Source organism: Pseudomonas sp. Irchel 3H7, assembly GCF_900187605.1.
Taxonomy (GTDB): domain Bacteria; phylum Pseudomonadota; class Gammaproteobacteria; order Pseudomonadales; family Pseudomonadaceae; genus Aquipseudomonas.
Genome location: NZ_FYEA01000011.1, coordinates 59819 through 85408 on the forward strand (window position 1 = coordinate 59819; position 25590 = coordinate 85408).

The following is a 25590-nucleotide window of genomic DNA, read 5'->3' on the forward strand; positions in this document are numbered from 1 at the left end:
GCTTACTCGTTATCCAAGCCTCTGCGGCGATACGGAAAAACATCAATAACCTTCCCCGCCCGAATCGCCTCCTGCAGGCTCTTCCAGTAATCAGCGTTATACAACTCGCCATGCAACTGATCGAACAACTTGCGCTGCCCCGAATCAGCAAACAGAAACGGCGGAAATTCCTCGGGAAACACATCCAGCGGCCCGATCGAATACCACGGTTCGGAGGCCATCTCATCTTCGGGCGTGCGCGGCGCAGGAATGTGACGGAAGTTGGCCTCGGTCAGAAAGCAGATCTCGTCGTAGTCATAAAACACCACACGGCCGTGCCGGGTGACGCCAAAGTTCTTCAGCAGCATGTCACCGGGAAAGATATTCGCCGCCGCCAGTTGCTTGATCGCCAGGCCGTAATCCTCCAGCGCCTCGCGCACTTGCGCGTCATTGGCGTTTTCCAGATACAGATTGAGCGGGGTCATCCGCCGTTCGGTCCAGCAGTGGCGGATCAACACGGTGTCGCCTTCGACTGAAACCGTCGACGGCGCCACTTCCAACAATTCCTCAAGACAGGCCGGATCAAACTTGCTCAGCGGAAAACGGAAGTCGGCGAACTCCTGGGTATCGGCCATGCGCCCTACCCGGTCGACACTTTTCACCAATCGGTACTTCTCGATCACCGTGGCGCGATCGACGTTTTTCGACGGCGAAAAACGGTCCTTGATGATCTTGAACACGGTGTTGAAGCCCGGCAGGGTGAACACGCTCATGACCATGCCGCGCACACCCGGCGCCATGATGAACTGGTCGTCGGTGTTGGCCAGATGGTTGATCAGTGCGCGGTAAAACTCGGATTTGCCATGCTTGTAGAAACCGATCGAGGTGTACAACTCGGCAATGTGCTTGCCCGGCAAAATGCGCCTCAGGAAGCCGATAAACTCCGCCGGCACCGGTACGTCGACCATGAAATACGAACGGGTGAACGAGAAGATGATCGACACGTCAGCTTCGTCGGTGATCAGCGCGTCGATCTGAATCCCGCGCCCTTCGCGGTGCAACAGCGGGATCACCAGCGGCCATTGCTCGTCGCGGGTGTAGATGCGCCCGACCAGATACGCGCCCTTGTTACGGTACAGCACCGAGGAAAACAGCTCGACGCTGAGTTCCGGGTCCTTGCACACCCAGTCCGGCAGGTTCTCGCGCAGTTGCGCTTCGAGCCGGCGCAGGTCACCCGGCAAATCGGCGTAGTCCTCGCTGAAACGGTAGTCGGCAAAAATGCTCGCGAGCATCCCCGACAGTTGTCCCTGCGGCTTGTATGTGCGGGTTTGCGCAGCGCGGGCGCGGCGCAGGCTCGGGCGCGTGGTGTGGATGAACATGCAGCCGTCGCTGATCAGGTCATGGCTGAACAGCCCGCAGAAAATCGAGTTGTACCAGGTCTCGGACAGCTCATCATCGAAGCGCAGGTCGATGACGCTGATGTAGGCGCTTTTCACCAGCGGCCAGCAACTGACATTCATCAGCGTTTCATCGTCGAAGTACTCGCGCAGGCGGGCGATGGTTTCGCCGACCTTTTCTTCATAGAGATTGATCCGCGCCGCCGACGCCGTCTGCGTCTCCTGCCAGCGTGCCTGCTCGAAGCGCTCCCGGGCACCGTCGGTGATGCGCCGGAAATGCTCGCGGTAATCGTCAAAGCCATCGAGGATCATGCGGGCGATGTCGGTGGCTGGCCATTGCTGCGGCATAGATAAGACCTCGGCGTGCATTGGGAAATCTGTGCCTGAGCTTAGCCACGGATACGCGCGCAGGTGAAGTGCAATTTCTGCCAAATCTGCGTCAGGGTTGTACAGCGACACAGTTTTTAGCAAAGTTTTTTAAATCGACCGTTCGGTCAGTTAATCACCTTGTCGGTCCCTCTGGCCGTCCTGCGCCAGCCCGCGAATTCTCTGGGCTTCGGATCCAATACTGATCAGGCGCGTCTAGTTCGTGGCTTTGCTGCCAATGCACTTACCGTCAGTGCCGATTCCAGATTGGTCTTACCAAAATAGTGGCACTTTGATATACAGCCCGCCATTACCCGCCTCATAACAAGATCCTCGCTGACGAGGACGACCTCCCCCCCTTCAAAGATCAAGGAGCACACTGATGTCTATCCGGAATCTGCGCATAGGTTTGCGCGCCAGTTTGAGCTTTGCCGTTTTGGCCGCTCTGCTGGTGGTGGTCGGCCTGTTCGGGCTGGGCCAGATGAAAACCCTGCGTGAAAGTGCAGCGGTGATCGAAGAGTCATGGATGCCCAGCATCGAGAGCATTCATGACGCGGCGGCGAATATCGCCAGCATCCGTCTCGAATCCTTGCGTCTGATCGCCATCACCCAACCCGCCGTGCGCGACAGAAGCAAAGGCATCCTCAAAGCCCAACGCGATGAGTTGCTCAAACGCCTCAACGATCACAAAGCCTTGATTGCCAACGATCAGGAACAAGCGATGCTCGACGGCTTGAACGCAGCCGTCGGCAAATACCTGAGCATTCTCGATCAGATTGTCAGCCAGATTGACGCCGGTCAGAACGAGCAGGCGGCCACCCGTTTGAGCAACGAGCTGGCACCTCAGGGTACTGTGCTCGACAAGACGCTGGAGCAGATGATCAGCCTCAATCAACAAGGTGCCGACGCCGCCGCCGATGCCGCCGCAGCCATGTACCAACGGGCATTGTGGATCGTCGCGACCATCATCGTGATTGCCCTGATTGCCACGCTGCTGTTGGCCTGGCAGTTGACGCGCAGCATCACCACCCCGATCAATCAGGCACTGGGTGTAGCGCGACGCATTGCTGCCGGTGATCTCAGCGGCCAGATCGTCAGCACTGGTAAAGATGAGGCTGCGCACCTGCTCGACGCCTTGGCCGAGATGCAGGGCAATTTGCGCTCGACCATTCGAGGAATCAGCGAATCGGCACAGCAACTGGCTTCCGCTGCCGAGGAAATGAGTTCGGTGATGGAGCAAAGCACCCGCGGCCTGCAACAACAGAACGATCAGATTGAACAAGCCGCTACAGCAGTCACCGAGATGAGCACAGCGGTGGACGAAGTCGCGGCCAACGCGGTGTCCAGCGCCGAAGCGTCTGCCGCGTCGAATGAAGACAGCAAGCACGGCCACGTGCAGGTCAGCGAAACCATCAGTTCGATTCAGGAGCTGGTCGATGCGGTACTCGGTGCTTCCGAACAAGCCGAGGGCCTGGCCACTCAGGCACAGGACATCAGCAAAGTGCTGGAGGTGATTCGCGGGATTGCCGGGCAGACCAACTTGTTGGCGCTCAATGCGGCGATCGAAGCGGCGCGCGCCGGTGAAGCCGGGCGCGGTTTTGCCGTGGTCGCCGACGAAGTGCGTTCGCTGGCACAACGCACGCAGAATTCCACCGAAGAAATCGAGCTGATGATCAGCAGCATCCAGCAAGGCACCGGGGCAACAGTGGGCGCGTTGCAGAGCAGTGCCGAGCAGGCTGGCCAGACGTTGCGCCGAGCCAACAGCGCGGGTCAGGCGCTGGAGAAAATCACCGCGTCGATCTCGCAGATCAACCAGCGCAACCTGGTGATCGCCAGCGCGGCCGAGCAGCAGGCACTGGTGGCGCGCGAAGTCGATCAGAATCTGGTGACCATTCGTGACCTCTCCACGCAAACCGCCGCCGGGGCGACTCAGACCTCGGCGGCGAGCCAGGAGTTGTCGCGTCTGGCGGTCGATCTCAACGGTCTGGTGACACGCTTTGTGATCTGAGCGCAAAGTTGAATGCCCGAATAGCGGTTGCCATCGTCAGGGCGCTCGGCAACACTCTCGTCCCGATCAAGGAAGGAGACCCGCCGTGAGCCCTGTCGATATTTTCCGTATGTTGTCGCTGGCGGCCATCTGGGGCGCGAGTTTTCTGTTCATGCGCATTATTGCGCCGGTGATTGGCACGATCCCGACCGGTTTTTTTCGCGTGTCGATTGCGGCCGTTGGCCTGCTGGTGATCCTCGGGCTGATGCGCGTGCGCTGGGATTTCAAAGGCAAATTGAAAACCGTGATGCTGCTGGGCGTGATCAATTCGGGGATTCCGGCGACGCTGTATTCCGTTGCGGCTCAGGTGTTGCCAGCCGGCTACTCGGCGATTTTCAATGCCACCACGCCGTTGATGGGCGTGCTGATTGGCGGGTTGTTCTTCAGTGAAAAACTCACTGCTGCCAAGTTGGGTGGGGTGTTCCTCGGCCTGTTCGGTGTTGGCGTGCTGACCCGCGCCGGCCCCGTGGCGTTCGACTTGCAGTTGTTGATGGGCGCCGTCGCCTGCCTGCTGGCGACCACTTGCTATGGCTTCGCCGGTTTCCTCGCGCGGCGTTGGCTGGATCAGGCCGGTGGACTGGACAGCCGATTGTCGGCGCTGGGCAGCATGCTCGGTGCGACGTTGTTCCTGTTGCCGCTGTTCGGCTATAGCGTAATCACTGCACCGCCAGTCAGCTGGGGCGGCTGGAATGTCTGGCTGTCGCTGTTGGGCCTGGGGTTGGGCTGTACGGCGTTTGCCTACATCATTTATTTCCGCCTGCTCAGTTCGATCGGTCCGGTGAAGTCGATGACCGTGACCTTCATGATTCCGCCGTTCGGGGTTTTGTGGGGGGCGTTGTTGCTGGATGAGCCGTTGTCGATGGCGCACATTTATGGCGGGGTGTTGATTGCGCTGGCGTTGTGGCTGGTGTTGAAGCCGGCGGTGGTGAAGCCGGCTGAGGTGCCGGCCCGATAAATTTGTACTGTTGCCGAAAAGGCAATCGCGAGCAGGCTCACTCCTACAATTGGAATGCGTTCCCCTGTAGGAGTGAGCCTGCTCGCGATCGATGGCCTAAAAGCCGCCACCTGACGACCTGTTACCCCCTTTTACGGAAGACAAACGCCAGACCGACAATGATCAACAGCATACCCAGCACGCTCAATGCCGCCAGGCGATTGCCGAAAATCAAGTAGTCCATCACTGCCGTCACCGCCGGCACCAGATAGAACAGACTGGTGACATTCACCAGATTGCCTCGCGCGATCAATCGATACAGCAACAGCGTCGCCAGCACCGAGACCACCAGTCCCATCCACAACACCGGCACAATAAACCCTGTGCTGTGTTCAAAATGGAACGGCTGAAACGGCACGAAAATCCCGCACAACAACAGCCCGGCCAGATACTGCACCGGCAGTGTGCCGAGGGGATTGTCGGTGATGCGCTTCTGCATGATCGAGCCCAGCGTCATGCTCGCCAGCGCCAGCAGACCAAACAGCATCCCCGCCCAGGACATCCCGGCCAGACCGATGCCTTGGTAAACCACCATGATCAGCCCCGCCAGACCCAACGCCAGACCAAACATCCGGCTCGCCGAGCGCTGCCGCTCCATCAATACCACCGTGAGAATCGGCTGCACGCCCATGATGGTCGCCATCACCCCCGGGGTGACTTTGGTGTTGAGCGCCAGCAGATAGAAAATCTGATAAGCCCCCAACAACACCACGCCGGTGGCGATCGCAAACAGCATCGGCCGTCGACCCTTGGGCAACTTCAGTTTGAGCAGCGGCGCCAGCAGCACCAGCCCGCACAAGGCAATCACAAAGCGAATCAGCAGAAAGGCAAACGGCGAAGCGTGGGCCAGGCCCCATTTGGAGAAGATCGCACCGCTGCTCCACAGCAGGACGAACAGGCTCGTGGACGCGGCCGCGAGCGCGGATTTTTTCGACAGGACAAACATGAATACCACCTGTAGTCAGGCAAATAGCCAACTCAGCCGAAGCTGAAATTCAGTAGGTTTTTCTGGCGGGCGCAGGGGCCAGCAAAAACTGCCGATCAGCCCGAAACGCCAACGCCCGGCGGTGATACGACTGCGCACACCGGCGTGCTACTGACAGGTGGAGGGTAATGACTGATCTGCTGGGGCTGCTGATTCCCGCACGGCACGACGCCAGCGTTGACCGCTGAATCGACTACCGCGTTGATGAGGGATGCAGGCATAGGGGCAGATCTTTTTTGAAAGGCTGGAAGGTGAACCATGGGGCTCACGAGCGCCGACTATAACCAGCGGGCGACATCGATTGCAATGATTTGGGCAAAGGGCCGGCAGGGACAGTTGGCCGCAAGGTGAATAGGCTGGATCGCAATTGCGACACCCCACCATCGAGGACAAGGAATGCACGGGATCACATGCCAAGGGAACGGACGTATTTGCGCTACCAAGTGTATAAATCACAGGCCAGAAAACAGGCTGGGGTTACTTTCGCAAAGCTGCACAAAGACTTGTTGCAGCAAGGGATAGTGGATGTTGATCACTCCAGAGTTCGTTTCGAAGCAATCGATGCTCAAGCGCTGAGTGCCTATGAAGAATGGTTTGATCCTCATTTCTCTTGGCGAGATGTTGTCAGGTGGAAGGCCAAAGAACCCCTTAGCTTCAACGCCGGAGGCACCATGAAGGCTGCCGTTGAAAAAAAGGCGCCAGGCGCCAGACCGATAAAAGCTGATAGAAAACGCTCTTCTGGAAAGTTGTCTGAACAGGAGTTGCATCGAATCAGAGAAGCATTGGTGAATCCAGCCGCGGAAGAGCCAGGAGGCGTCCTCGCTGGCGCTTCGTTCACCTTCTCTTCATAAAAAAACCGCTCACAAGGAGCGGTTTTTTTATTACAACATCCAGCCTCAACCAAACAGCCAATACCCCAACAACGTCAACACCACCACCGCCAGCACCGGTCGCATCACGCGGTAGGCCTTCGGATGACGGCGTTTCCACTGTTTGACCACTCCACTGAACTTGTCGCTGAAGTTCTTGCTCCAGGCGTAAGCCTGGTTGATCCCGCCGACGCGCTCGTCGTCAAGGTTCTGCGGTGCGGTGGCGCGGCCGAGCCAGGCGCTGATCGAGCGGTTGATGCGGGTCATGAGGCGGTTGCTCAGCGGACGCTCGACGTCGCAGAACAGGATCACGCGAGTTTGTTCGGTTTCGTTCTTGACCCAGTGCACGTAAGTTTCGTCGAACATCACGTCTTCGCCGTCACGCCAGGCGTATACCTGACCATCGACGAAAATCCGGCAATCGTCGGAGTTCGGCGTCGACAAGCCGAGGTGATAACGCAGGGAGCCGGCGAACGGATCGCGATGCGGGTTCAAGTGGCTGCCACCCGGCAACAACGCAAACATCGCACCTTTTACGTTGGGAATCGCACTGACCAGTGCCACGGTCTTCGGGCACAGGGTTTCAGCCGACGGCAGCGGTTTGTCATACCACTTGAGGTAGAAACGCTTCCAGCCCTTCTTGAAGAATGAGCCGAAACCGGCGTCGTTGTTCTTTTCCGCCGCGCGAATATAGCCTTCATCGAACAGATGCATGGCCTCGTCGCGAATGGTTTCCCAGTTGTCGCGTAGTACGTCCAGTTCCGGGAATTTGCTGCGATCCAGATACGGCTTGGACGGCACGCCGGAGAACAGGTACATCAAGGCATTGTACGGAGCGAACAGTGCCGAGTGGTTGACGAACTGGCGCAGAACCGGCAAACGCGCCTTGCCGCGCAAATGCACATAGAGGATGCTGCCCACAAACAGCAGCAGCACCGACACCTTGGCGGCTAACGAAAAGCTCATCAACGACTCCTTGAATAAAGACAACGCTGCGCAATGCCCTTTACCCGACATGGCAGCCGGCCATGATAAACACTACCGGCTTCGGACAAAACCCGCCTTACACAAGATTCAGTGTTAAGCATTGCGCAACAAAGCATTTATTAGCATAACGATCCTGAACCCCGGCTGACCTGAATCAACTGGATTACTGCTGAGTCTCCTGCTCAGTGAACAGATCGCTGAACAACATGCTCGACAGATAACGCTCACCCGAGTCCGGCAGAATCACCACGATAGTCTTGCCCTGCATCTCCGGCGTCTCCGCCAGACGCACTGCTACCGCCATCGCTGCACCGCAGGAGATGCCGCACAAGATCCCCTCTTCCTGCATCAAGCGCAGGGCCATCGCCTTGGACTCTTCGTCGGTGACCTGCTCAACCCGGTCGACCATCGACAGATCGAGGTTCTTTGGCACAAAACCGGCGCCGATCCCTTGAATCTTGTGCGGGCTCGGTTTGATTTCTTCACCCGCCAGCGCCTGGGTGATCACTGGCGACGACATCGGCTCCACCGCCACCGACAGAATCGGTTTGCCCTGGGTATTCTTGATATACCGCGAAACGCCCGTGATGGTTCCGCCCGTGCCAACCCCAGCCACCAGTACATCCACCGCACCATCGGTGTCGTTCCAGATTTCCGGACCGGTAGTTTTTTCGTGAATCGCCGGGTTTGCCGGGTTATCGAACTGCGCCGGCATGAAATATTTGTCGGCATCGCTGGCAACGATCTCGGCAGCCTTTTCGATGGCGCCTTTCATGCCCTTGGCTGGCTCGGTCAACACCAGCTCGGCGCCCAGAGCCTTGAGGACTTTACGGCGTTCGATGCTCATCGAAGCCGGCATGGTCAGCATCAACTTGTAACCACGGGCAGCGGCAACAAACGCCAGACCGATCCCGGTGTTACCCGACGTCGGCTCGACAATGGTCATGCCCGGCTTGAGTTTGCCGCTGCTTTCGGCGTCCCAGATCATGTTGGCGCCGATCCGGCACTTGACCGAATAACCGGGGTTGCGCCCCTCGATCTTGGCCAGAATGGTCACGCCACGCGGCGCGATGCGGTTGATCTGCACCAGCGGCGTATTACCGATGGAATGGGCGTTGTCAGCGAAAATACGGCTCATGGCTGGGTCCTTATGCAGCATTGAATTCAGCCTTCAAAGGTATGCCTGTTGCCCATCACAGTCCAGTCGGGTCGAACGTCTGCGCGACGTAACAGTCAATCGCTTACATCGTCAGGGAATTGCCGTCATGAAGCGTCGCTACAGTTGGCCATTAGGGATTTTCGCCGTCGTCGTTGTGCTGCTGATCGCGCTGCACATCGCCCTGCCCTACATGGTGCGCGACTACCTGAACGGCAAACTGGCGGACATGGGTGACTATCGGGGCCAGATCACTGATGTCGACTTGGCCCTATGGCGCGGCGCCTACAAGATCAATGGGCTGAAGATCGTCAAGGTCGACGGCAAGGTACCGGTACCGTTCGTCAACGCACCGCTGATCGATCTGGCAGTCAACTGGCATTCGCTGTGGTACGACCATGCCGTCGTGGCGCAGGTGAGATTCGTAAATCCTGAAGTCAATTTCGTCGATGGTGGCGCTAACAAACAGAACTCACAAACAGGTCAAGGCACCGACTGGCGCGCGCAACTGGGCAAATTGCTGCCGATCACTCTCGACGAAGTACAGATTCAGGACGGCAAGATCAGTTTCCGCAACTTCAATTCAAAACCTCCAGTGAACATGAACGCGACCGATGTCGACGCGAGCATCTACAACCTGACCAACGTGGTCGACAAACAGGGCAAACGCGACGCCCGCTTCGAAGGCAAAGCCCTGCTGCTGGGTCATGCACCGCTGGAAACCACCGCAACGTTCGACCCTCTGAGCAATTTCGAAGACTTCGAGTTCCGCCTGCGCGCCAAAGACATCGAACTTAAACGCATGAACGACTTCGCCTCGGCCTACGGCAAATTCGACTTCAACGCCGGCCACGGTGATGTGGTGATCGAAGCCCAAGCCAAAAAAGCCCAGGTCAACGGCTACATCAAACCCCTGCTGCGTGACGTCGAAGTGTTCAACTGGCAGCAGGACGTGGAAAACAAGAACAAGAGCATCTTCCGCTCAGTCTGGGAGGCTTTGGTCGGTGGTACTGAAACCGTGCTGAAGAATCAGGCGAAAAACCAGTTCGCCACCAAGGTCGAACTCAGCGGCAACGTGCATCAGCAAAACATCAGCGCGTTCGAAGCATTTTTGCAGATTTTGCGCAATGGTTTCGTAAAGGCATTCAATGCCCGGTATGAGCGGCCGAAGCCAGATGCGGGTTAGGGTTCATTTCTGGAAAAGCATCCAGATATAGAGTATCGGCGCCAATCTGAATATCCGGGGCCGGCCATTCAACGGTCCAACCGTTATCGCCCAAGATGGCAGTCGCAAAGACTTGGGGATCAAGCAAGGGCTGCAACTGCTTATACGTTTGAATATCTCGACTCAAATCGAGTGTCAGCGCGCGACCATCAACAAAGCAGAGTGCAAGCCGACTATCAGAGAGCGCAGTAACTGCCGCCAAGCGTGGTCGTTTCATGGATAACATCAATTCAGCGCCTCCGGGCAGATGGGGACTGCTTCGCAGCCCAGCGGGAGCAAGCTCCCTCGCCACAGATTCAGTGGACATCCTGAAGGCTATCGCCAAATCGGCGATACCTGAATACTGGCCATCGACCGAGACTGAGTCAACATGTGACGCCCCATTCAGAGACTGAATAAGCCGTCTGCGTTCACAGTCGACCGGACTGCGCGTTATAGTCGGGCATCCGATTATTTCGCCCCCGCCCTGCCCGTCAGGTCGGCGTTACCGTTCGAGGATTAGCAGATGAAGTTCGAAGGCACCCAGGCCTACGTCGCCACCGATGACCTGAAGCTGGCGGTCAACGCCGCCATCACCTTGGAGCGGCCGCTGCTGGTCAAGGGCGAACCGGGCACCGGCAAGACCATGCTCGCCGAGCAATTGGCCGAATCGTTCAATGCCAAGCTGATCACCTGGCACATCAAGTCCACCACCAAGGCCCATCAGGGTCTGTACGAGTACGATGCGGTCAGCCGTCTGCGCGACTCGCAACTGGGCAATGAGAAAGTCCACGATGTGCGCAACTACCTGAAGAAGGGCAAGCTCTGGGAGGCTTTCGAGTCCGAAGAGCGGGTCATTTTGCTGATCGACGAAATCGACAAGGCCGACATCGAGTTCCCCAACGACTTGCTGCAAGAACTCGACAAGATGGAGTTCTACGTTTACGAGATCGACGAAACCATCAAGGCGAAGAAGCGCCCGATCATCATCATTACCTCCAACAACGAAAAAGAGCTGCCGGACGCTTTCCTGCGCCGCTGCTTCTTCCACTACATCGCCTTCCCGGATCGCCCGACCCTGCAGAAAATCGTCGACGTGCACTATCCCGACATCAAGAAGGATCTGGTCAGCGAAGCGCTGGACGTGTTCTTTGACGTACGCAAGGTGCCGGGTCTGAAGAAGAAGCCATCGACCTCGGAACTGGTCGACTGGCTGAAGCTGCTGATGGCCGACAACATCGGCGAAGCGGTATTGCGCGAACGCGATCCGACCAAAGCTATCCCGCCACTGGCCGGTGCCTTGGTGAAGAACGAACAGGACGTGCAACTGCTTGAGCGCCTGGCGTTCATGAGCCGTCGCGGCACCCGCTAAGAGGCTGATGCCATGTTGCTCAACCTGTTCAATGAAATGCGTGCAGCCAAGGTGCCGGTGTCGGTGCGTGAGCTGCTCGACCTGATCAACGCGCTGAAACAGCGCGTGACCTTCGCCGACATGGACGAGTTTTATTACTTGTCGCGGGCGATTCTGGTGAAGGACGAACGCCATTTCGACAAGTTCGACCGCGCGTTCGGCGCCTACTTCAATGGCCTCGAAAAGCTCGATGATCACTTGCAGGCGCTGATTCCCGAAGACTGGCTGCGCAAGGAATTCGAGCGTTCGCTGAGTGACGAGGAGCGCGCGCAGATCCAGTCCCTTGGCGGCCTCGACAAGCTGATCGAAGAGTTCAAGAAGCGTCTGGAGGAACAGAAGGAACGCCACGCCGGCGGCAACAAGTGGATCGGCACCGGCGGCACCAGTCCGTTCGGTTCCGGCGGTTTCAACCCGGAAGGCATTCGGGTCGGCGATGCCGGCAAGCGCCAGGGCAAAGCGGTGAAAGTGTGGGATCAGCGTGAGTACAAGAACCTCGATGATTCGGTGGAACTGGGCACGCGCAACATCAAGGTTGCCCTGCGCCGCTTGCGTAAATTCGCCCGTCAGGGCGCAGCGGAAGAACTCGATATCGATGGCACCATCGACCACACCGCCAAGGACGCCGGTCTGCTGAACATCCAGATGCGCCCTGAACGCCGCAACACGGTGAAGCTGTTGTTGCTGTTCGACATCGGCGGTTCGATGGACGCCCACGTGAAGATTTGTGAGGAACTGTTCTCGGCCTGCAAGACCGAGTTCAAGCATCTGGAGTACTTCTACTTCCACAACTTCGTTTATGAATCGGTGTGGAAGAACAATATGCGCCGCACCTCGGAACGCACTTCGACCCAGGACCTGCTGCACAAGTACGGCGCCGACTACAAAGTGATCTTCATCGGTGACGCCGCCATGGCGCCGTATGAAATCACCCAGGCCGGCGGCAGTGTCGAGCACTGGAACGAAGAGCCGGGTTACGTGTGGATGCAGCGCTTCATGGAGAAGTACAAGAAACTCATCTGGATCAATCCGTATCCGAAAGACACCTGGGGCTATACCTCGTCGACCAATATCGTGCGCGATCTGATCGAGGATCAGATGTATCCGTTGACGTTGCGCGGGCTTGAGGAAGGGATGCGGTTTTTGTCCAAGTAAGATTGCGAAGGTAAATACTGAAAGGCAGACCGTATGAAAGCGGCTGCCTTTCAGGCTCGCGAATTTACCAATCTGTCGCGAGATAAGACTTGCAGAGCCGGTCCATGAAAGAGGTGTCCAGAATCGCGGGGCCGACAGCAGTCGTTTTTTGCCCGCGGCGTTTTTTCTTCCCTCTGGCGACAACTTTCGCCCCGCCATTTTCCAGCGCTACCCTGCGATTTTTTTCAATGTCCGTTTCAGGACTCAGGGTCACTTCACTCTTCATTTCGCCCTCTGGCGCCAGAAAGCGAAACCTTACGCTTTTCACCTCAGCACCCGCGTTGGTCTCCACGGTCATCAGCTCCATGGCGTTACCACTCGCCTCCGTGCGGTGATTCCAGTGAAACATACGCATCATGTCGACGGTTGCGGTGGACATAAATGTCTCAATACGCGCAACGATGTCCTGATGACCGGCCCGGTCGGCGTCCAGTCGTTGCACATTGTAGAAACGATCGATGCTCGCCCGATAAACCGGCACGCAGTCCACACCCTCATAAAAACCGACAATGTGCCCATCGACACTGTTCGCACATTCGCCCTTTGATTGGGCCATTACTGTCATAAAACGCATCTGTAACTTCCTTGTAAAAGATGAAGACCGATAGTTCCATACATGCTCGACAAGCGATGTAGGGCGACGTACTGATGCGCCAGGAAAAATCTCGGTCTTCCGTCCGAAGTACGGACAATTACAAGTAGGACTTCAGGTAGTTGATATGGTCATGCCATGCACGCTCTTGCATGACTGGCGTGAACCGCACCCTGTCACCCGGGAGACATTGCGCCAGCCTCGCCAGCGCCAAGGGTGTCAGCGCCCCCAAGCGTGGATAACCACCAATGGTCTGACGATCATTGAGCAACACGATCGGTTGCCCGTCCGGCGGTACCTGCACCGCCCCGAGTGGAATGCCTTCGGAAATCATCGGCTGCCCCTGATATTCCAACGCCTTGCCCAGCAAACGAATGCCCATGCGATCAGCGCGACTGTCCAGCGTCCAGGCACTGTTGAAGGCATCAAACAAACTCTGCCCACTGAACTGGCCGATCTGTGCGCCGAGCACCAGATCCAGCGGTGCATTCGCTTTCAAATCCGGTCGTAAATCCAAAGGCACTTCGCGAACACATAGCGATTTCCTGTGATAACTCAGCGTCGCGCCCTTGGCCAACGGCAAGCCCATACCGTCCAGCCCACCGAACTCTTCACGCACCACCGTCGCGCTGCTGCCCAGCACCTTCGGTGCATCAAAACCACCGGGCGCCGCCAGATAAGCCCGGGCACCGAGCAGCGGTTGCGTGAACAGCAACTTCTGTCCTTTACGCAACTTGAAACTGCGCCACGGCGCCAGCGGTTGACCATCAATCTGTGCGCCAAGATCAGCTCCGGCCAGTGCCAGCAAACAATCCTCTGCAGCGACGACGGCAAACCCGCCGAGGGTGATTTCGATCACCGTTGCATCGAGGTTATTGCCGAGCAACCAGTTGGCCCAGCTCATCGAACACCAATCCGCCGCACCGCCCTGGGTGACGCCCAGGTGCCGCACGCCAAACCGTCCCGCGTCCTGCAACAGGCACAACGGGGTACTGGCTTCAATCGTCAGTCGGCTCATGTCTGCGCCTCCAGTGGTGTGTCATCACCACCCAGATTGACGAACTCGGCATGACTGACCGCTTCGAATCGCACCGTGTCGCCCGGTTGCATCAGGCTGTAGCCGTCGCGATTGCGGTCGAACAACTTGGCCGGGGTGCGGCCGATCAGGTTCCAGCCGCCGGGAGAGACCACGGGGTAAGCCGCCGTCTGCCGTTCGGCAATGCCGACGCTACCGGCAGCGACTTTTTTGCGTGGTGTGTTCAGGCGAGGCGCGGCAAGCACTTCTTCGACCAACCCCATAAACGCGAAACCCGGCGCGAAACCAAGGGCGAATACCTGATACTCACGTCCGCTGTGGCGACGGATCACTTCATCCACCGCCAGACCGCTGCGCTCGGCCAGCAAACTCAACTCAGGGCCGACACTCAAGTCATACCAGACCGGCAACACATGACATTGGCCGCCAGTTCGCGCATTCGGTGACAGATCGATCAATGCTTCGGCGATCAATTCCCGCGCCTGACCCGGACTCAGTGCAGTCAAATCGTAATGCACCATCAGCGTCGTATAGGACGGCACCAGATCGATCAGTTGCTCACCGAATACCGCACGCAAACGCTCACTGGCAGCGAGCATCCACGGCATGTTGGCTTCGGCGATTTCATCGAACAGACGCAGCATCAGGCAATCCAGTGCCACCACTTCAATCCTTGGGTTCATAAGGCGCTCTGCTGATTCAGGGCCTCGCGAATGCGCTGCACGGCCGCTACCGAACTGGCGTTGTCGCCGTGCACGCAAAGGGTGTTGGCGTGCAGGCGCAAGGCGCTGCCGTCGCTGGCGCTGAGGTTGTCGCCACGGGCAATGGTCAGGGCTTGCTCGATGATTTTTTCCGGATCGTGATGCACCGCGCCCGGCAATTGTCGTGAAACCAGTTTGCCGGCACTGTCGTAAGCGCGGTCAGCGAAGGCTTCGAACCACAATGTCACGCCATATTCATCGCCGATCTGCTGCGCCGCCGAGTTGTCGCGGGTGGCCATCAGCATCAACGGCAGGCTGCGGTCATAAGCGGCCACTGCCTGAATCACCGCACGCAATTGCGCCGGGTTGGCCATCATGTCGTTGTACATCGCGCCGTGGGGTTTGACGTAACTGACGCGCCCGCCCTGGGCTTTGCAAATGCCGTCGAGCGCGCCGATCTGGTAATGCAGGATGTCTTGCAGCTCTTGCGCCGAATACGCCATGGAGCGGCGACCGAAACCGACCAGATCCTGATAGGCCGGGTGTGCACCGATCTGCACGCCGTGGCTCAATGCCAGGCTGACGGTCTTGCGCATGATGCTCGGGTCGCCGGCATGGAAACCGCAAGCCACGTTGGCACAATCGATGAAGGGCATGACCTCGGCATCCAGACCCATGGTCCAGCTGCCGAAACTCTCGCCAATGTCGCAATTCAATAGCAGGCGGCTCACGGTGAACACTCCTGTAGGTGCTTGTCTTTTTATCTGTAGGACTGTGCTAAGCAGGTTATCAGTTACTGCGCATCGAGTTGCTTGCCACGGGTTTCCGGCAGGCTCAATGCCGCGATAATCACCACGCCGTAAGACACCGCCGCAAACGCGCCAATGCCGACACTCAACGGCACCTTCTGGCTAAGCAAGCCGATCAGCAGCGGAAACAAAGCCGCCAGTGCCCGACCGATGTTGTAGCAAAAGCCCTGCCCCGAACCGCGAATTCGCGTAGGAAACAATTCAGTCAGAAACGCGCCCATGCCGCTGAAAATCCCTGAAGCAAAGAAGCCCAACGGGAAGCCCAGCCACAGCATCACGCCATTGCTGACCGGCAGTTGCGTGTAGAGCAGAACGATGGTGAACGAGCCGACCGCGAACAGGATGAAGTTCTTTTTCCGCCCGAGCAGGTCTGTCAGATAAGCGCTGATCACGTAACCGACGTAGGAGCCGACAATCACCATCGCCAGATAACCGCCCGTACCGAGCACGCTCAAACCGCGTTCGTTTTTCAGAAAGGTCGGCAGCCAGGAAGTGATCGCGTAGTAACCACCGAGGGCGCCAGTGGTCAGCAGTGAAGCGCGGAACGTGGTGAAGAGCATGCCCGGCGCGAAGATCTCGTAGAACTTCGATTGATTCTCCGGCGTTTGTTGGGCTTTAGCCTCGCGATAGATCTCCGGATCTTTCACCAGTCGACGGACGAAAATCACGAAAATCGCCGGCACGATGCCGAGGATGAACAGCGCACGCCAGGCATCTTCCGGCGGCAACACCGAGAACAGCAGCGCATATAGAATCGCTGTGAGCCCCCAGCCCAACGCCCAGCCGGATTGCACCATGCCCACCGCTTTGCCGCGATCCTTGGCGCGGATCACCTCGCCGATCAGTACCGCGCCAGCCGTCCATTCGCCGCCGAAACCGAAGCCCATCAAGGTCCGGGCGATCAGCAGTTGTTCGTAGTTCTGCGCGAAGCCGCAGAGGAAGGTGAAGAAAGCGAACCACAACACCGTGAGTTGCAGGGTGCGCACGCGACCGATGCGGTCTGAGAGAATCCCAGCGACCCAGCCGCCGATGGCCGAAGCGATCAACGTGCTGGTGTGGATCAGCCCCGCTTCGCCGGTGGTGATGCCCCACATCGCAATCAGCGTCGGCACGACGAAGCTGAGCATTTGCGTGTCCATGCCGTCCAGACCGTAGCCGATCTTGCAGCTCCAGAACGTACGGCGCTCCTGCTGATTGATGTTGCGATACCAGTCGAACGGCCCGGGGCGCGCCGTTGCCGTGGATGCTTCTAGGGTGTCGGGAGCACGCATGGCTTATCTCCGCAGGTTTTTTATTGGTCTTGTTCGTAGCCCCGACGACGCCTATCGTGGAGACCGGATGCGTCGATTTTTCGTCGCGCGGCCCTGCTGCGTCCAACGAATAAAACCCCGCCTTAGCCATAAGAAAAATTTGTCACCCGAGCCTTGCCCATGAACCTGAAGTTTCTCGAGACCTTTGTCTGGGTCGCCCGACTGAAGAGTTTTCGCCTGACCGCCGACAAGCTGTTCACCACCCAGGCGTCGATTTCCAGCCGCATTGCGGTACTGGAAGGCGAGCTGGGGGTGAAGCTGTTTTTGCGCGATTCACGCGGTGTCAGCCTGACGCCCGAAGGGTTGAAAGTGCTGGAGTACGCCGAGCAGATGCTCGACACCATGTCGGCGCTGAAACAGTCGATCGAGACCCGCTCGAGCAAAGTCGGCCGCGTGCGCATTGGCGTGATGGACACGGTGATTCACACCTGGCTCAGCCCGTTGGTGGCACAGATGACGGACCTGTATCCACGGGTGGAAATCGAGCTGGTGGCGGATACTTCGTTGAACCTCTGCGATCAGTTGCAAAAAGGCTTTCTCGATATCGTTCTGCAAACCGATCTGATCCGCCATGAAAGCGTGCGCAGTCTGGAGCTGGCCAGCCATCCGCTCGGCTGGATCGTCGCCAGCAATTCGATCTACAACCGCGACTATGCCGACCTTGCCGAACTGGCGCAGGAACGGATCATCACCTACTCGAAAAACTCCCGACCGCATCAGGATCTGTTGGCTTTGATGCAAGCCAGTGGCGTACTCGCGCCACGCTTGAATTGCGTGAACTCGGTGTCGGCGATCACGCGGTTGTTACGCGATGGTTTTGGTATTGGTGTGCTGCCGCCGGTGCTGGTTGCGGAGGAGCTGGTGCGAGGCGAATTAACCTTGCTCAACATCGATCAACGGCCACCGAATCTGCAGGTGGTGGTGTCGTGGCGGGTGGGGGTTGAGTGGGTCGAGGAGATTGTGACGTTGTGTCAGCAGGTGCTGGAGGGGTATGCGATCAAGATGGGCACTGACTATATCGCCCTGACACCGTGATCATTCCCACGCTCCGCGTGGGAATGCAGCCCGGGACGCTCCGCGTCCCTCGAAAGCCGAACGCGGAGCGTCCGTTGAGGCGTTCCCACGCAGAGCGTGGGAACGATCATCAGAGACCGCGCACATCGCGGTCTTCGATCGGCCGGCTCTGGCGCAGACGCCGGCCACCGAGTACGACCCAGTCGATCAAGCGGAACAGGCATTCAATGCCGAACGACAGCAGCAACGCGCCGCTCATGCCCCAGATCATCGCTTCCGGCGTCAGCAGGATCTGATAGCTGTAACCGTTCCAGGTTTCCTTGCGGATATCCGGATCCGCGGCCAACACCACTTGCAGGAAGCGGATGTACCACGGCCCTTGCATCGCCTGGAACTGCTTGTCCAGCGCGATCTGGCGGCTGAGCAAGGTGCTCAGGCTGTCAGCATCGCTGCGAAATACCGGGTCTTCACTGGCGCGATAATGCGCGACCAGCGCCTGCATATCACCCTTGAAGAACTGCTCGGCGGTGCCCTGAAAACCGCGCAAGCCAGTCTGCGCTTCGATCAGATGCGCCTCGACACGTTTCGCGTAATCGTTGATGAAGCCTGGCACCTGGACACCGATCAACAGGCCCGCCGCAAACAACACCAGCCGTACATAACTGAGCAACATGGGGTGCAATCCTTATTCGGTCTTGCCCTGACTGACGCATTCGCCGCGTCGCCACAGGCTCCATTGGCCCGGTTCGTAGCGGGTCCAGGTTTCGTTTTCGGTCAAAGGTTCGGTGGCAATCACCGTGACCACGTCGTTGGGCGTGGTTTCCGCCTGGAAATCGACGATAACGTCGACATCCTTCAGGCGCGCCGGGCCGAACGGGGCGCGACGGGTGATCTGTGCGAGTTTGGTCGAGCAATAGCAGAACAGCCAGTCGCCGTCGCTGAGCAGGCAGTTGAACACGCCTTTGCTGCGATACTCAGCGCAGGCGGCGACCAGATCGGGCAGCAGCTCTTCTATATCGACCGGTTCCGGGAATGCTGCACGCACGCGGTTGAGCAAATCGCAGAACGCCGCTTCGCTATCGGTATCGCCGACCGGGCGGTAGAAGCTTTTGATCGGGGTGAAATCGGCCAACTGGCCGTTGTGCGCGAAGCACCAGTTGCGTCCCCACAGTTCGCGGACGAACGGGTGGGTGTTGGACAGGCAGACCTTGCCGACGTTGGCCTGGCGGATGTGGCCGATGACCACTTCGCTTTTGATTGGATAGCGCTGCACCAGATTGGCGACTTCCGACTCGCAACTCGCCGCCGGGTCCTGAAACAGACGCAAACCCCGGCCCTCATAGAAGGCAATGCCCCAGCCGTCGCGGTGCGGGCCGGTGCGACCGCCACGCTGCATCAGGCCGGTGAAGCTGAACACGATATCGGTCGGCACGTTGGCACTCATGCCCAGTAATTCACACATGTGCGGACTCTCGGGTTACAGGCGCGGCTCGACCCGCATGCGCTGCGGGTTGTTCGGCAAGGGTGGACGACCGTAGCGGTCATCACCGGCGCCGCCAAACGGTTGATCGTCATCGCGGTCATCGGCGCGGGCGGCAGCTTTCGCGGCTTCGGCCTGCTCGCGGCGCGCACGCGAAGCACGCTCGATCGGCAAGCGGATCAACACGAAAATCAGGTAGATGCCGAACGCGATCATGCTGTACATGAACAGATCGGAGATCGCCCGCCAGGCGTTGTTGCCGACCTTGAAGGCCAGGTCCAGCGCGGTGATGGCAATGGACGGCGCAACCTTGGCTTTCACCGGGTCGATGATGGTCGGGCTGAACAGCAACACCGCCATCAGCACACGCAGCGGTTCGCGCAACCAGCGCCACATCCAGGTGGTCAGGCGCATCCATACCAACAGGCAGCCCACAGCGGCAAAGGCGTAGAGGCCCCAGGCGATCAGATAGTCGTTCTCGGTCATGGTGTCCATGGCAAGGCAGGCAAAGAGGCGCTTATAGTAACGACTTTTCGCCCGTGCGGCTTGTCCCAATAGACATGCGACCTGTGGGAGCGAGCCTGCTCGCGATGACGGACAGCCTGACAACATTGATGTTGAATGTGCCGGCCTTATCGCGAGCAGGCTCACTCCTACAGGGCCTGCGACGGTTTCAAAAGCTGCGAAAACCCCATTCCGTAATTTGTCCGAGAGCCTTCCATGCCCCAATCCGCCAACGTCATCAGTGCTCCGATTGCCCACAAGGCGCCCGGTGCCGACCCGTATGCCTGGCTGCAGGAACGCGACACCGACGCGGTGCTCGATTACCTCAAGGCCGAAAACGCCTGGCAGGAGGCGCAAACCGCCGATCAGGCCGAACTGCGTGAAACCCTGTTCGAAGAGATCAAGAGCCGAATCCTCGAAACCGACCTGTCCCTGCCCTCACCTTGGGGCCCGTATCTGTATTACACGCGCACTACGGCGGGCGACGAATACGCCCGACACTACCGTTGCCCGCGACCGGCGGACGACAGCCTTACCCTCGATGAAAACCGCGAACAACTGCTGCTCGACCCGAATGTGCTCGCCAATGGCGGATTCTTCTCGCTGGGCGCGTTCAGCATCAGCCCGGATCATCAACGTCTGGCCTACAGCGTCGACGCTTCGGGCGATGAGATTTACACGCTGTTCGTCAAGGAACTGGCCAACGACAAAGTCAGCGAACTGGAATTCGAAGACTGCGACGGCAGCATGACTTGGGCCAACGACAGCCTGACCCTGTTTTTCGGCGTGCTCGACGACACCCATCGTCCACACAAGTTGTTCCGCTATCGCCTCGACGGCACTGCTGCCGAAGAAGTTTTCCACGAGGCAGACGGGCGTTTCTTCCTGCATTGCTACCGTTCCAGCTCCGAGCAGCAACTGCTGCTCTCGCTGGGCAGCAAGACCACCAGTGAAGTCTGGGCGCTGGATGCCAATCAACCGCACCTGCCGTTTACTTGCCTGGCCCCGCGTGTCGAAGACCATGAATACGATGTCGATCACGGCCTGCTCGATGGCGTGTGGACGTGGTTTATCCGCACCAACCGCGACGGCATCAACTATGCCTTGTATCAGGCGCCGGACACCGGCATCGCGCCGACCGAAGCCGAGTGGCAAAACCTGATCCCCCACAGCGATACGGTGATGCTCGATGGCGTCAGCCTCAACACCGAGGCCATGACCCTGAGCCTGCGCGAGGGTGGCCTGCCGATCATCGAAGTTCACCCACACGGTCTGACGCCTTATCGCGTGCAATTGCCGGACGCGGCCTACAGCCTCTATGTGCAAAACAGCCTGGAGTTCGAGAGCGACCGTATTCGTCTGCGCTACGAGGCGTTGAACCGCCCGGCACAAGTGCGCCAACTGATCCTCGCCAACGGCGAACAAACGGTGTTGAAAGAAACCCCGGTGCTCGGCCCGTTCGACGCCGATGCCTACGTTAGCCAACGCCTGTGGGCGACGGCGCCGGACGGTACGCAAGTGCCGATCAGCCTGGTGATGAAGCGCGAAATGGTCGGCAAAGCGGTGCCGCTTTATCTCTATGGCTATGGCGCTTACGGTTCGAGCCTTGATCCGTGGTTCTCCCATGCGCGCCTGAGCCTTCTGGATCGTGGCATGGCCTTCGCCATCGCCCACGTGCGGGGTGGCGGCGAGTTGGGCGAAGCCTGGTATCGCGCCGGCAAGCAGGAGCACAAGCACAACACCTTCAGCGACTTCATTGCCTGCGCCGAGTTTCTGATCCTCAACGGCATTACCACAGCGGACAAATTGGCAATCAGTGGCGGCAGCGCGGGTGGTTTGCTCATCGGTGCCGTGCTCAACCAGCGTCCGGATCTGTTCGGCGTGGCGATTGCTGAAGTGCCGTTCGTCGACGTGCTCAATACCATGCTCGACCCGGAACTGCCGCTGACCGTCACTGAGTACGACGAGTGGGGCAATCCCGAGGAGCCGGAAGTCTACGAGCGGATCAAGGCTTACGCGCCCTACGAAAACGTCAGCGCGCAGGATTATCCGGCGACGCTGGTAATCGCCGGCTACAACGACAGTCGCGTGCAGTATTGGGAAGCGGCCAAGTGGGTGGCGAAACTGCGCGCGACCAAGACCGACGACAACGTCCTGCTGCTGAAGACTGAACTGGGCGCCGGGCACGGCGGGATGAGCGGGCGCTATCAGGGATTACGTGACGTAGCACTCGAATACGCATTTGTTTTCAAGGTTTTGGGCCTGGCCTGAGGAACTCCGTCGGTCACTTGGGTCTTAATTGCAGACCCGAGAGGCCGATACCCCACAGATCCCTGTAGGAGCTGCCGAAGGCTGCGATCTTTTGATTTTGATTTTTTCAAAGGCAAGATCAACACATCGCAGCCTTCGGCAGCTCCTACCAGGGACGTGTGAAGCCTGAAACAGTGAAAACAAAAAGACCGTGACGACATGTCAGAACCGACCTTCCTGAACAACGAAATCCGCGACTGGCTGATGGACTGCGGCCTGTTCGATCAATTGCAGCTGGCCGACTTTGCGGCCGCTTCCGGCTACTTCAGCATCAGCACCGTGGCTGAAGGCGAAGCGATTTTCCGTGAGGGCGATGCCGGCAGTTTCATGTGCATCCTCCACACCGGCCAGGTCGCCGTGCAGAAAACCGGGCCCGATGGTCAGGTGATCACCATGGCCACCTTGCGCAGCGGTCGCGCGTTCGGCGAAATGGCCGTGCTCGACGGTGAGCGACGTTCCGCCACCTGTATTGCCGCGAGCAACTGCCAGTTGCTGAACCTCGGCAAGGATTCGCTGGAAAAAATGCTCAACGACGCGCCGAAAATCGCCGCGAAGATCATCCGCGCCCTCGCCGTCTCGCTGTCGAAACGCCTGCGCATGGCCGACGGCCAACTGGCGGCGCAACAGGTTTAACCGCCGGGAGATTTTGCCTTGCTGCCGCTCGGTTCGATGCCCGGCACCGGTTGATCCTTGCTCGGTGGGCTGGGCATTTCGATCGGCACCAGCGGCGGACTGCCACTGCCGGCACCGGACTTGGGAATGTTGATCGGCGTGATCTGCGGATACGGCGTCGGCGTTGCGGTACCGGGCGAGCCGGGTTGCGGCGCCGGGCTGACCGGAATGGTCTGTTGCGCCTGCACTGCAGTAATCGAGAGCGCGGCCAGGGCAATGACCGTTAGAATGGTGCGCTTCATCAAGGGCTCCGTTTGGCCTCTAGTCTGCACTCAGGCTACTCCCAACGGGCCTGCTTGCCTTCCCCCTTGTAGAGATTTCCATGAAACGTTTCGTTCTGCTCGACACCACCCCGATCCCTGAAAGCGGCGGTGCCCTGTGCCTGTTCGAGTATGGCGAGGATTTTGTCATCAAGATCCAGGGCGGCGACGGCGGGCAATTGATGAACACGCGCATGCACGGCTCTGAAGATGCCTTGGCCGAGATCCCTTGCCGCAAGGTCGCCGGGCGTCCGGATTCGCGGGTACTGATCGGCGGTCTGGGCATGGGTTTCACCCTCGCCTCCGCGCTCAAGCATCTGGGTAAAACTGCCCAAGTGGTGGTCGCGGAACTGGTGCCCGGCGTGGTCGAGTGGAACCGTGGCCCGCTCGGGGAAAAGTCCGGTCGGCCACTGCTTGATCCACGCACGGTGATCCGTCAGAACGATGTGGCCAATGTGCTGCAAAGTGAGCCGAACGGCTTCGACGCGATCATGCTCGACGTCGACAACGGCCCCGAAGGCCTGACGCAAAAGGCCAACAGTTGGCTGTACTCCGCCGCTGGTCTGAATGCCTGCGCCAAAGCCTTGCGCCCCAAAGGCGTGCTCGCCGTATGGTCGGCCAGCGCCGACCGGCTGTTTTCCGACAAATTGAAGAAGGCCGGTTTCAAGGCCGAAGAAGTCCAGGTCTTCGCCCACGGTAACAAGGGCACGCGCCACACGATCTGGATTGCCGAGAAGCTCAAGGGCTGAGCTAAACTCTGCCCATAACCGTCATTAGTCTTTTACAAAGGTGAACCCATGAGTTCGTCCACCCCAACCAATACGTCGAAGCTGGATCGCATCCTCGCCGACAACCAGCGCGACAAGGAAATGGGCTACCGCGACAAAGCCCTGAAGATGTACCCGCACGTCTGTGGCCGCTGCACCCGTGAATTTTCCGGCAAGCGCCTGAGCGAACTGACCGTGCACCACCGCGACCACAACCACGACAACAACCCGCAGGACGGCTCGAACTGGGAATTGTTGTGCCTGTATTGCCACGACAACGAACACTCGCGCTATACCGATCAGCAGTATTTCAGCGAAGGCTCGCTGAGCACGCCGAAGATCGCCAAGGCGACGCACAACCCGTTTGCCGCGTTGGCCGGGTTGATGAAGAAAGAAGACTGATCTTCATTGCCTGAACTGGCCTCATCGCTGGCAAGCCAGCTCCCACAATGATTTTGATCGCTCACAAATTTTGTGAACACCCGAGATCCCTGTGGGAGCTGGCTTGCCAGCGATAGGGCCAGAGCAGACACCGCAGATCTCGAATCTGCCCGCCCTCTCCCAATCCCCGTATAATCGCGCTCTTTTTCCCGAAGGCACCCCGCTCGTGGCAGACAAACGGTACAGCTGCATTGGTTTGTATAACCCCAAATCACCGGAGAACGTCGGTTCGGTGATGCGCGCCGCAGGCTGCTATGGCGTGGCGTCGGTGTTCTACACCGGCAAGCGTTATGAACGCGCCGCCGACTTCGTCACTGACACCAAACGCGTGCACTACGACATCCCGCTGATCGGCATCGACGATCTGAAAAAGATTCTCCCGCTCAACTGCGTGCCCGTCGCCGTGGAACTGGTCGAGGGCGCCCGCCCGCTGCCGGAATACACTCACCCGGATCGCGCCCTGTACATCTTCGGCCCCGAAGACGGCTCGCTGGATAAAGAGATTCGCGACTGGTGCGAAGACGTCGTGTACATCCCGACCACCGGCTGCATGAACCTCGCCGCGACGGTCAACGTCGTGCTCTATGACCGCATGGCCAAGGGCTTGAACACTCGCTCCGGGCCAAAATTCCGCTAAAACATCGCATATTCGATGGAACGAGCTGACCGCTCCGGCAGTCAGCTTGTTTATCCATTACTCATTGCCTGGAGAAAGATCATGACCGAGCTCAAACGCGTCGAACGTATCGAATCCACCCCGTTCCAGAGCCGTTCCGAGCAGAACGTCGAAGGCTGGGAGCGCATCGGCTCGCTGGCTGGCGGCGTGATCATGGTCGGCAAAGGCCTGCGCCGCGGCGGGGTGTTCGGCTTGATTCAGGTGGCGATTGGCGGCGTGGCCATGGCGCGTGGGATTACCGGGCACAGTTCGGTGAAGAGCCTGATCGAGAAGAGTCGTCAGGACATGAATAACGTGCGGGCGAAGATCGAGCGGGCCGGGGAAGAGTTGAGCAAGCTCAAAGCCAATGCCGAGGCGGCGACCAGCACCGCCACCGTGACCGGCAATGATTCGGTGAAGTCGCCGAAAGCCGGGGTTTGATCCGAGATTTGC

General features: G+C 58.8%; 26 protein-coding genes and 1 pseudogene. 13 read left to right on the forward strand and 14 right to left on the reverse strand.

The window, feature by feature from the left end:
• Positions 1-2: 2 nt before the first annotated feature.
• On the reverse strand, positions 3-1724 hold the full coding sequence (gene aceK, locus CKW38_RS20905; RefSeq protein WP_095113751.1) for a bifunctional isocitrate dehydrogenase kinase/phosphatase: 1722 nt from the start codon (positions 1722-1724) through the stop codon (positions 3-5).
• A gap of 400 nt (positions 1725-2124) precedes the next feature.
• Between aceK and CKW38_RS20910 the strand changes: the two genes are divergently transcribed.
• Together CKW38_RS20910 and CKW38_RS20915 are read left to right on the forward strand one after the other, a co-directional pair.
• Positions 2125-3750, forward strand: coding sequence for a methyl-accepting chemotaxis protein (locus CKW38_RS20910; RefSeq protein ID WP_095113752.1), 1626 nt, complete (start codon positions 2125-2127; stop codon positions 3748-3750).
• A gap of 85 nt (positions 3751-3835) precedes the next feature.
• Complete coding sequence (locus CKW38_RS20915; protein ID WP_095113753.1) at positions 3836-4744, forward strand: DMT family transporter; 909 nt, start codon at positions 3836-3838, stop codon at positions 4742-4744.
• Between the two features lie 121 nt (positions 4745-4865).
• On the opposite strand, the gene CKW38_RS20920 is transcribed toward CKW38_RS20915, so the two are convergent.
• Positions 4866-5729: a DMT family transporter gene (locus tag CKW38_RS20920; protein ID WP_095113754.1), complete on the reverse strand. Its 864-nt coding sequence runs from the start codon at positions 5727-5729 to the stop codon at positions 4866-4868.
• A 470-nt stretch (positions 5730-6199) separates the two neighbouring features.
• Between CKW38_RS20920 and CKW38_RS30440 the strand changes: the two genes are divergently transcribed.
• Entirely contained in the window at positions 6200-6619 is a 420-nt protein-coding gene (locus CKW38_RS30440) for a hypothetical protein (RefSeq protein WP_238539517.1), read from the forward strand.
• A 45-nt stretch (positions 6620-6664) separates the two neighbouring features.
• On the opposite strand, the gene CKW38_RS20930 is transcribed toward CKW38_RS30440, so the two are convergent.
• Both CKW38_RS20930 and cysK read right to left on the reverse strand, forming a co-directional pair.
• The gene (locus CKW38_RS20930; protein ID WP_007911288.1) at positions 6665-7603 is read right to left on the reverse strand and encodes an aspartyl/asparaginyl beta-hydroxylase domain-containing protein; all 939 of its coding nucleotides are present in this window, start codon (positions 7601-7603) and stop codon (positions 6665-6667) included.
• A gap of 184 nt (positions 7604-7787) precedes the next feature.
• Complete coding sequence (gene cysK / locus CKW38_RS20935) at positions 7788-8762, reverse strand: cysteine synthase A (RefSeq protein WP_007911289.1); 975 nt, start codon at positions 8760-8762, stop codon at positions 7788-7790.
• A 127-nt stretch (positions 8763-8889) separates the two neighbouring features.
• Between cysK and CKW38_RS20940 the strand changes: the two genes are divergently transcribed.
• The gene (locus CKW38_RS20940; protein ID WP_095113755.1) at positions 8890-9966 is read left to right on the forward strand and encodes a DUF748 domain-containing protein; all 1077 of its coding nucleotides are present in this window, start codon (positions 8890-8892) and stop codon (positions 9964-9966) included.
• 7 nt (positions 9967-9973) lie between these two features.
• On the opposite strand, the pseudogene CKW38_RS20945 reads toward CKW38_RS20940, so the two are convergent.
• Positions 9974-10231: pseudogene (locus CKW38_RS20945) on the reverse strand (DUF2442 domain-containing protein); the annotation flags it as partial.
• Between the two features lie 279 nt (positions 10232-10510).
• Between CKW38_RS20945 and CKW38_RS20950 the strand changes: the two are divergent.
• The gene (locus tag CKW38_RS20950) at positions 10511-11356 is read left to right on the forward strand and encodes a MoxR family ATPase (protein ID WP_095113756.1); all 846 of its coding nucleotides are present in this window, start codon (positions 10511-10513) and stop codon (positions 11354-11356) included.
• Positions 11357-11368: 12 nt separating this feature from the next.
• Positions 11369-12547, forward strand: coding sequence for a VWA domain-containing protein (locus tag CKW38_RS20955; protein ID WP_007911295.1), 1179 nt, complete (start codon positions 11369-11371; stop codon positions 12545-12547).
• 64 nt (positions 12548-12611) lie between these two features.
• Here CKW38_RS20955 and CKW38_RS20960 read toward each other — a convergent pair whose 3' ends face one another.
• The 5 genes from CKW38_RS20960 to CKW38_RS20980 form a co-directional block, all read right to left on the reverse strand.
• Positions 12612-13160 carry a hypothetical protein gene (locus CKW38_RS20960; protein WP_095113757.1) on the reverse strand — a complete coding sequence of 183 codons (549 nt, stop codon included), beginning with the start codon at positions 13158-13160 and terminating at the stop codon, positions 12612-12614.
• A 118-nt stretch (positions 13161-13278) separates the two neighbouring features.
• Positions 13279-14196 carry a biotin-dependent carboxyltransferase family protein gene (locus CKW38_RS20965; RefSeq protein ID WP_095113758.1) on the reverse strand — a complete coding sequence of 306 codons (918 nt, stop codon included), beginning with the start codon at positions 14194-14196 and terminating at the stop codon, positions 13279-13281.
• The gene (locus CKW38_RS20970) at positions 14193-14897 is read right to left on the reverse strand and encodes an allophanate hydrolase subunit 1 (RefSeq protein WP_095113759.1); all 705 of its coding nucleotides are present in this window, start codon (positions 14895-14897) and stop codon (positions 14193-14195) included. Before CKW38_RS20970 ends, CKW38_RS20965 begins: the two co-directional genes overlap by 4 nt.
• Positions 14894-15646, reverse strand: a complete 753-nt coding sequence (locus tag CKW38_RS20975) for a 5-oxoprolinase subunit PxpA (protein ID WP_007911313.1) — start codon at positions 15644-15646, stop codon at positions 14894-14896. Before CKW38_RS20975 ends, CKW38_RS20970 begins: the two co-directional genes overlap by 4 nt.
• Before the next feature lie 62 nt (positions 15647-15708).
• On the reverse strand, positions 15709-16995 hold the full coding sequence (locus CKW38_RS20980) for an MFS transporter (protein ID WP_007911315.1): 1287 nt from the start codon (positions 16993-16995) through the stop codon (positions 15709-15711).
• A 159-nt stretch (positions 16996-17154) separates the two neighbouring features.
• On the opposite strand from CKW38_RS20980, the gene CKW38_RS20985 reads away from it, so the two are divergent.
• Positions 17155-18069: a LysR family transcriptional regulator gene (locus tag CKW38_RS20985; protein WP_095113760.1), complete on the forward strand. Its 915-nt coding sequence runs from the start codon at positions 17155-17157 to the stop codon at positions 18067-18069.
• Between the two features lie 109 nt (positions 18070-18178).
• Here the strand turns inward: CKW38_RS20985 and CKW38_RS20990 are convergent, their stop codons facing one another.
• Genes CKW38_RS20990 through CKW38_RS21000 form a run of 3 tightly spaced genes read right to left on the reverse strand, consistent with a single transcriptional unit; the run spans position 18179 to position 20023 of the window.
• Positions 18179-18721 (reverse strand): DUF2937 family protein, encoded by a 543-nt coding sequence (locus tag CKW38_RS20990; RefSeq protein WP_007911321.1) that lies wholly within the window; start codon positions 18719-18721, stop codon positions 18179-18181.
• Positions 18722-18733: 12 nt separating this feature from the next.
• Positions 18734-19510 carry a class II glutamine amidotransferase gene (locus tag CKW38_RS20995; protein WP_007911322.1) on the reverse strand — a complete coding sequence of 259 codons (777 nt, stop codon included), beginning with the start codon at positions 19508-19510 and terminating at the stop codon, positions 18734-18736.
• A 15-nt stretch (positions 19511-19525) separates the two neighbouring features.
• Positions 19526-20023, reverse strand: coding sequence for a hypothetical protein (locus tag CKW38_RS21000; RefSeq protein ID WP_007911323.1), 498 nt, complete (start codon positions 20021-20023; stop codon positions 19526-19528).
• 225 nt (positions 20024-20248) lie between these two features.
• Here CKW38_RS21000 and CKW38_RS21005 point away from each other — a divergent pair, with 225 nt between their 5' ends.
• Positions 20249-22303 (forward strand): S9 family peptidase, encoded by a 2055-nt coding sequence (locus tag CKW38_RS21005; protein WP_095113761.1) that lies wholly within the window; start codon positions 20249-20251, stop codon positions 22301-22303.
• A 198-nt stretch (positions 22304-22501) separates the two neighbouring features.
• Positions 22502-22975, forward strand: coding sequence for a Crp/Fnr family transcriptional regulator (locus CKW38_RS21010; protein ID WP_008085900.1), 474 nt, complete (start codon positions 22502-22504; stop codon positions 22973-22975).
• Here the strand turns inward: CKW38_RS21010 and CKW38_RS21015 are convergent.
• Positions 22972-23256 (reverse strand): hypothetical protein, encoded by a 285-nt coding sequence (locus CKW38_RS21015; RefSeq protein ID WP_095113762.1) that lies wholly within the window; start codon positions 23254-23256, stop codon positions 22972-22974. The genes CKW38_RS21010 and CKW38_RS21015 overlap by 4 nt on opposite strands.
• 80 nt (positions 23257-23336) lie before the next feature.
• Here CKW38_RS21015 and CKW38_RS21020 point away from each other — a divergent pair, with 80 nt between their 5' ends.
• From CKW38_RS21020 to CKW38_RS21035, 4 genes are all read left to right on the forward strand, one after another.
• Complete coding sequence (locus CKW38_RS21020) at positions 23337-24023, forward strand: spermidine synthase (protein WP_095113763.1); 687 nt, start codon at positions 23337-23339, stop codon at positions 24021-24023.
• Between the two features lie 48 nt (positions 24024-24071).
• A complete protein-coding gene (locus tag CKW38_RS21025) occupies positions 24072-24443 on the forward strand; it encodes a YajD family HNH nuclease (RefSeq protein WP_007911336.1) in 372 nt (123 codons plus the stop codon).
• 205 nt (positions 24444-24648) lie between these two features.
• Positions 24649-25119: an RNA methyltransferase gene (locus tag CKW38_RS21030; protein ID WP_007911337.1), complete on the forward strand. Its 471-nt coding sequence runs from the start codon at positions 24649-24651 to the stop codon at positions 25117-25119.
• Positions 25120-25200: 81 nt separating this feature from the next.
• Positions 25201-25578 carry a DUF2892 domain-containing protein gene (locus CKW38_RS21035; RefSeq protein WP_007911338.1) on the forward strand — a complete coding sequence of 126 codons (378 nt, stop codon included), beginning with the start codon at positions 25201-25203 and terminating at the stop codon, positions 25576-25578.
• Positions 25579-25590 lie beyond the last annotated feature (12 nt).

Excerpts from the sequence above, each read along its gene's own strand:
- aceK (WP_095113751.1), bottom strand. The coding sequence starts at position 1,724 with ATGCCGCAGCAATGGCCAGCCACCGACATCGCCCGCATGATCCTCGAT.
- CKW38_RS20910 (WP_095113752.1), top strand. The coding sequence starts at position 2,125 with ATGTCTATCCGGAATCTGCGCATAGGTTTGCGCGCCAGTTTGAGCTTT.
- CKW38_RS20920 (WP_095113754.1), bottom strand. The coding sequence starts at position 5,729 with ATGTTTGTCCTGTCGAAAAAATCCGCGCTCGCGGCCGCGTCCACGAGC.
- CKW38_RS20930 (WP_007911288.1), bottom strand. The coding sequence starts at position 7,603 with ATGAGCTTTTCGTTAGCCGCCAAGGTGTCGGTGCTGCTGCTGTTTGTG.
- cysK (WP_007911289.1), bottom strand. The coding sequence starts at position 8,762 with ATGAGCCGTATTTTCGCTGACAACGCCCATTCCATCGGTAATACGCCG.
- CKW38_RS20940 (WP_095113755.1), top strand. The coding sequence starts at position 8,890 with ATGAAGCGTCGCTACAGTTGGCCATTAGGGATTTTCGCCGTCGTCGTT.
- CKW38_RS20950 (WP_095113756.1), top strand. The coding sequence starts at position 10,511 with ATGAAGTTCGAAGGCACCCAGGCCTACGTCGCCACCGATGACCTGAAG.
- CKW38_RS20955 (WP_007911295.1), top strand. The coding sequence starts at position 11,369 with ATGTTGCTCAACCTGTTCAATGAAATGCGTGCAGCCAAGGTGCCGGTG.
- CKW38_RS20960 (WP_095113757.1), bottom strand. The coding sequence starts at position 13,160 with ATGCGTTTTATGACAGTAATGGCCCAATCAAAGGGCGAATGTGCGAAC.
- CKW38_RS20965 (WP_095113758.1), bottom strand. The coding sequence starts at position 14,196 with ATGAGCCGACTGACGATTGAAGCCAGTACCCCGTTGTGCCTGTTGCAG.
- CKW38_RS20970 (WP_095113759.1), bottom strand. The coding sequence starts at position 14,897 with ATGAACCCAAGGATTGAAGTGGTGGCACTGGATTGCCTGATGCTGCGT.
- CKW38_RS20980 (WP_007911315.1), bottom strand. The coding sequence starts at position 16,995 with ATGCGTGCTCCCGACACCCTAGAAGCATCCACGGCAACGGCGCGCCCC.
- CKW38_RS20985 (WP_095113760.1), top strand. The coding sequence starts at position 17,155 with ATGAACCTGAAGTTTCTCGAGACCTTTGTCTGGGTCGCCCGACTGAAG.
- CKW38_RS20990 (WP_007911321.1), bottom strand. The coding sequence starts at position 18,721 with ATGTTGCTCAGTTATGTACGGCTGGTGTTGTTTGCGGCGGGCCTGTTG.
- CKW38_RS20995 (WP_007911322.1), bottom strand. The coding sequence starts at position 19,510 with ATGTGTGAATTACTGGGCATGAGTGCCAACGTGCCGACCGATATCGTG.
- CKW38_RS21000 (WP_007911323.1), bottom strand. The coding sequence starts at position 20,023 with ATGGACACCATGACCGAGAACGACTATCTGATCGCCTGGGGCCTCTAC.
- CKW38_RS21005 (WP_095113761.1), top strand. The coding sequence starts at position 20,249 with ATGCCCCAATCCGCCAACGTCATCAGTGCTCCGATTGCCCACAAGGCG.
- CKW38_RS21010 (WP_008085900.1), top strand. The coding sequence starts at position 22,502 with ATGTCAGAACCGACCTTCCTGAACAACGAAATCCGCGACTGGCTGATG.
- CKW38_RS21015 (WP_095113762.1), bottom strand. The coding sequence starts at position 23,256 with ATGAAGCGCACCATTCTAACGGTCATTGCCCTGGCCGCGCTCTCGATT.
- CKW38_RS21020 (WP_095113763.1), top strand. The coding sequence starts at position 23,337 with ATGAAACGTTTCGTTCTGCTCGACACCACCCCGATCCCTGAAAGCGGC.
- CKW38_RS21025 (WP_007911336.1), top strand. The coding sequence starts at position 24,072 with ATGAGTTCGTCCACCCCAACCAATACGTCGAAGCTGGATCGCATCCTC.
- CKW38_RS21035 (WP_007911338.1), top strand. The coding sequence starts at position 25,201 with ATGACCGAGCTCAAACGCGTCGAACGTATCGAATCCACCCCGTTCCAG.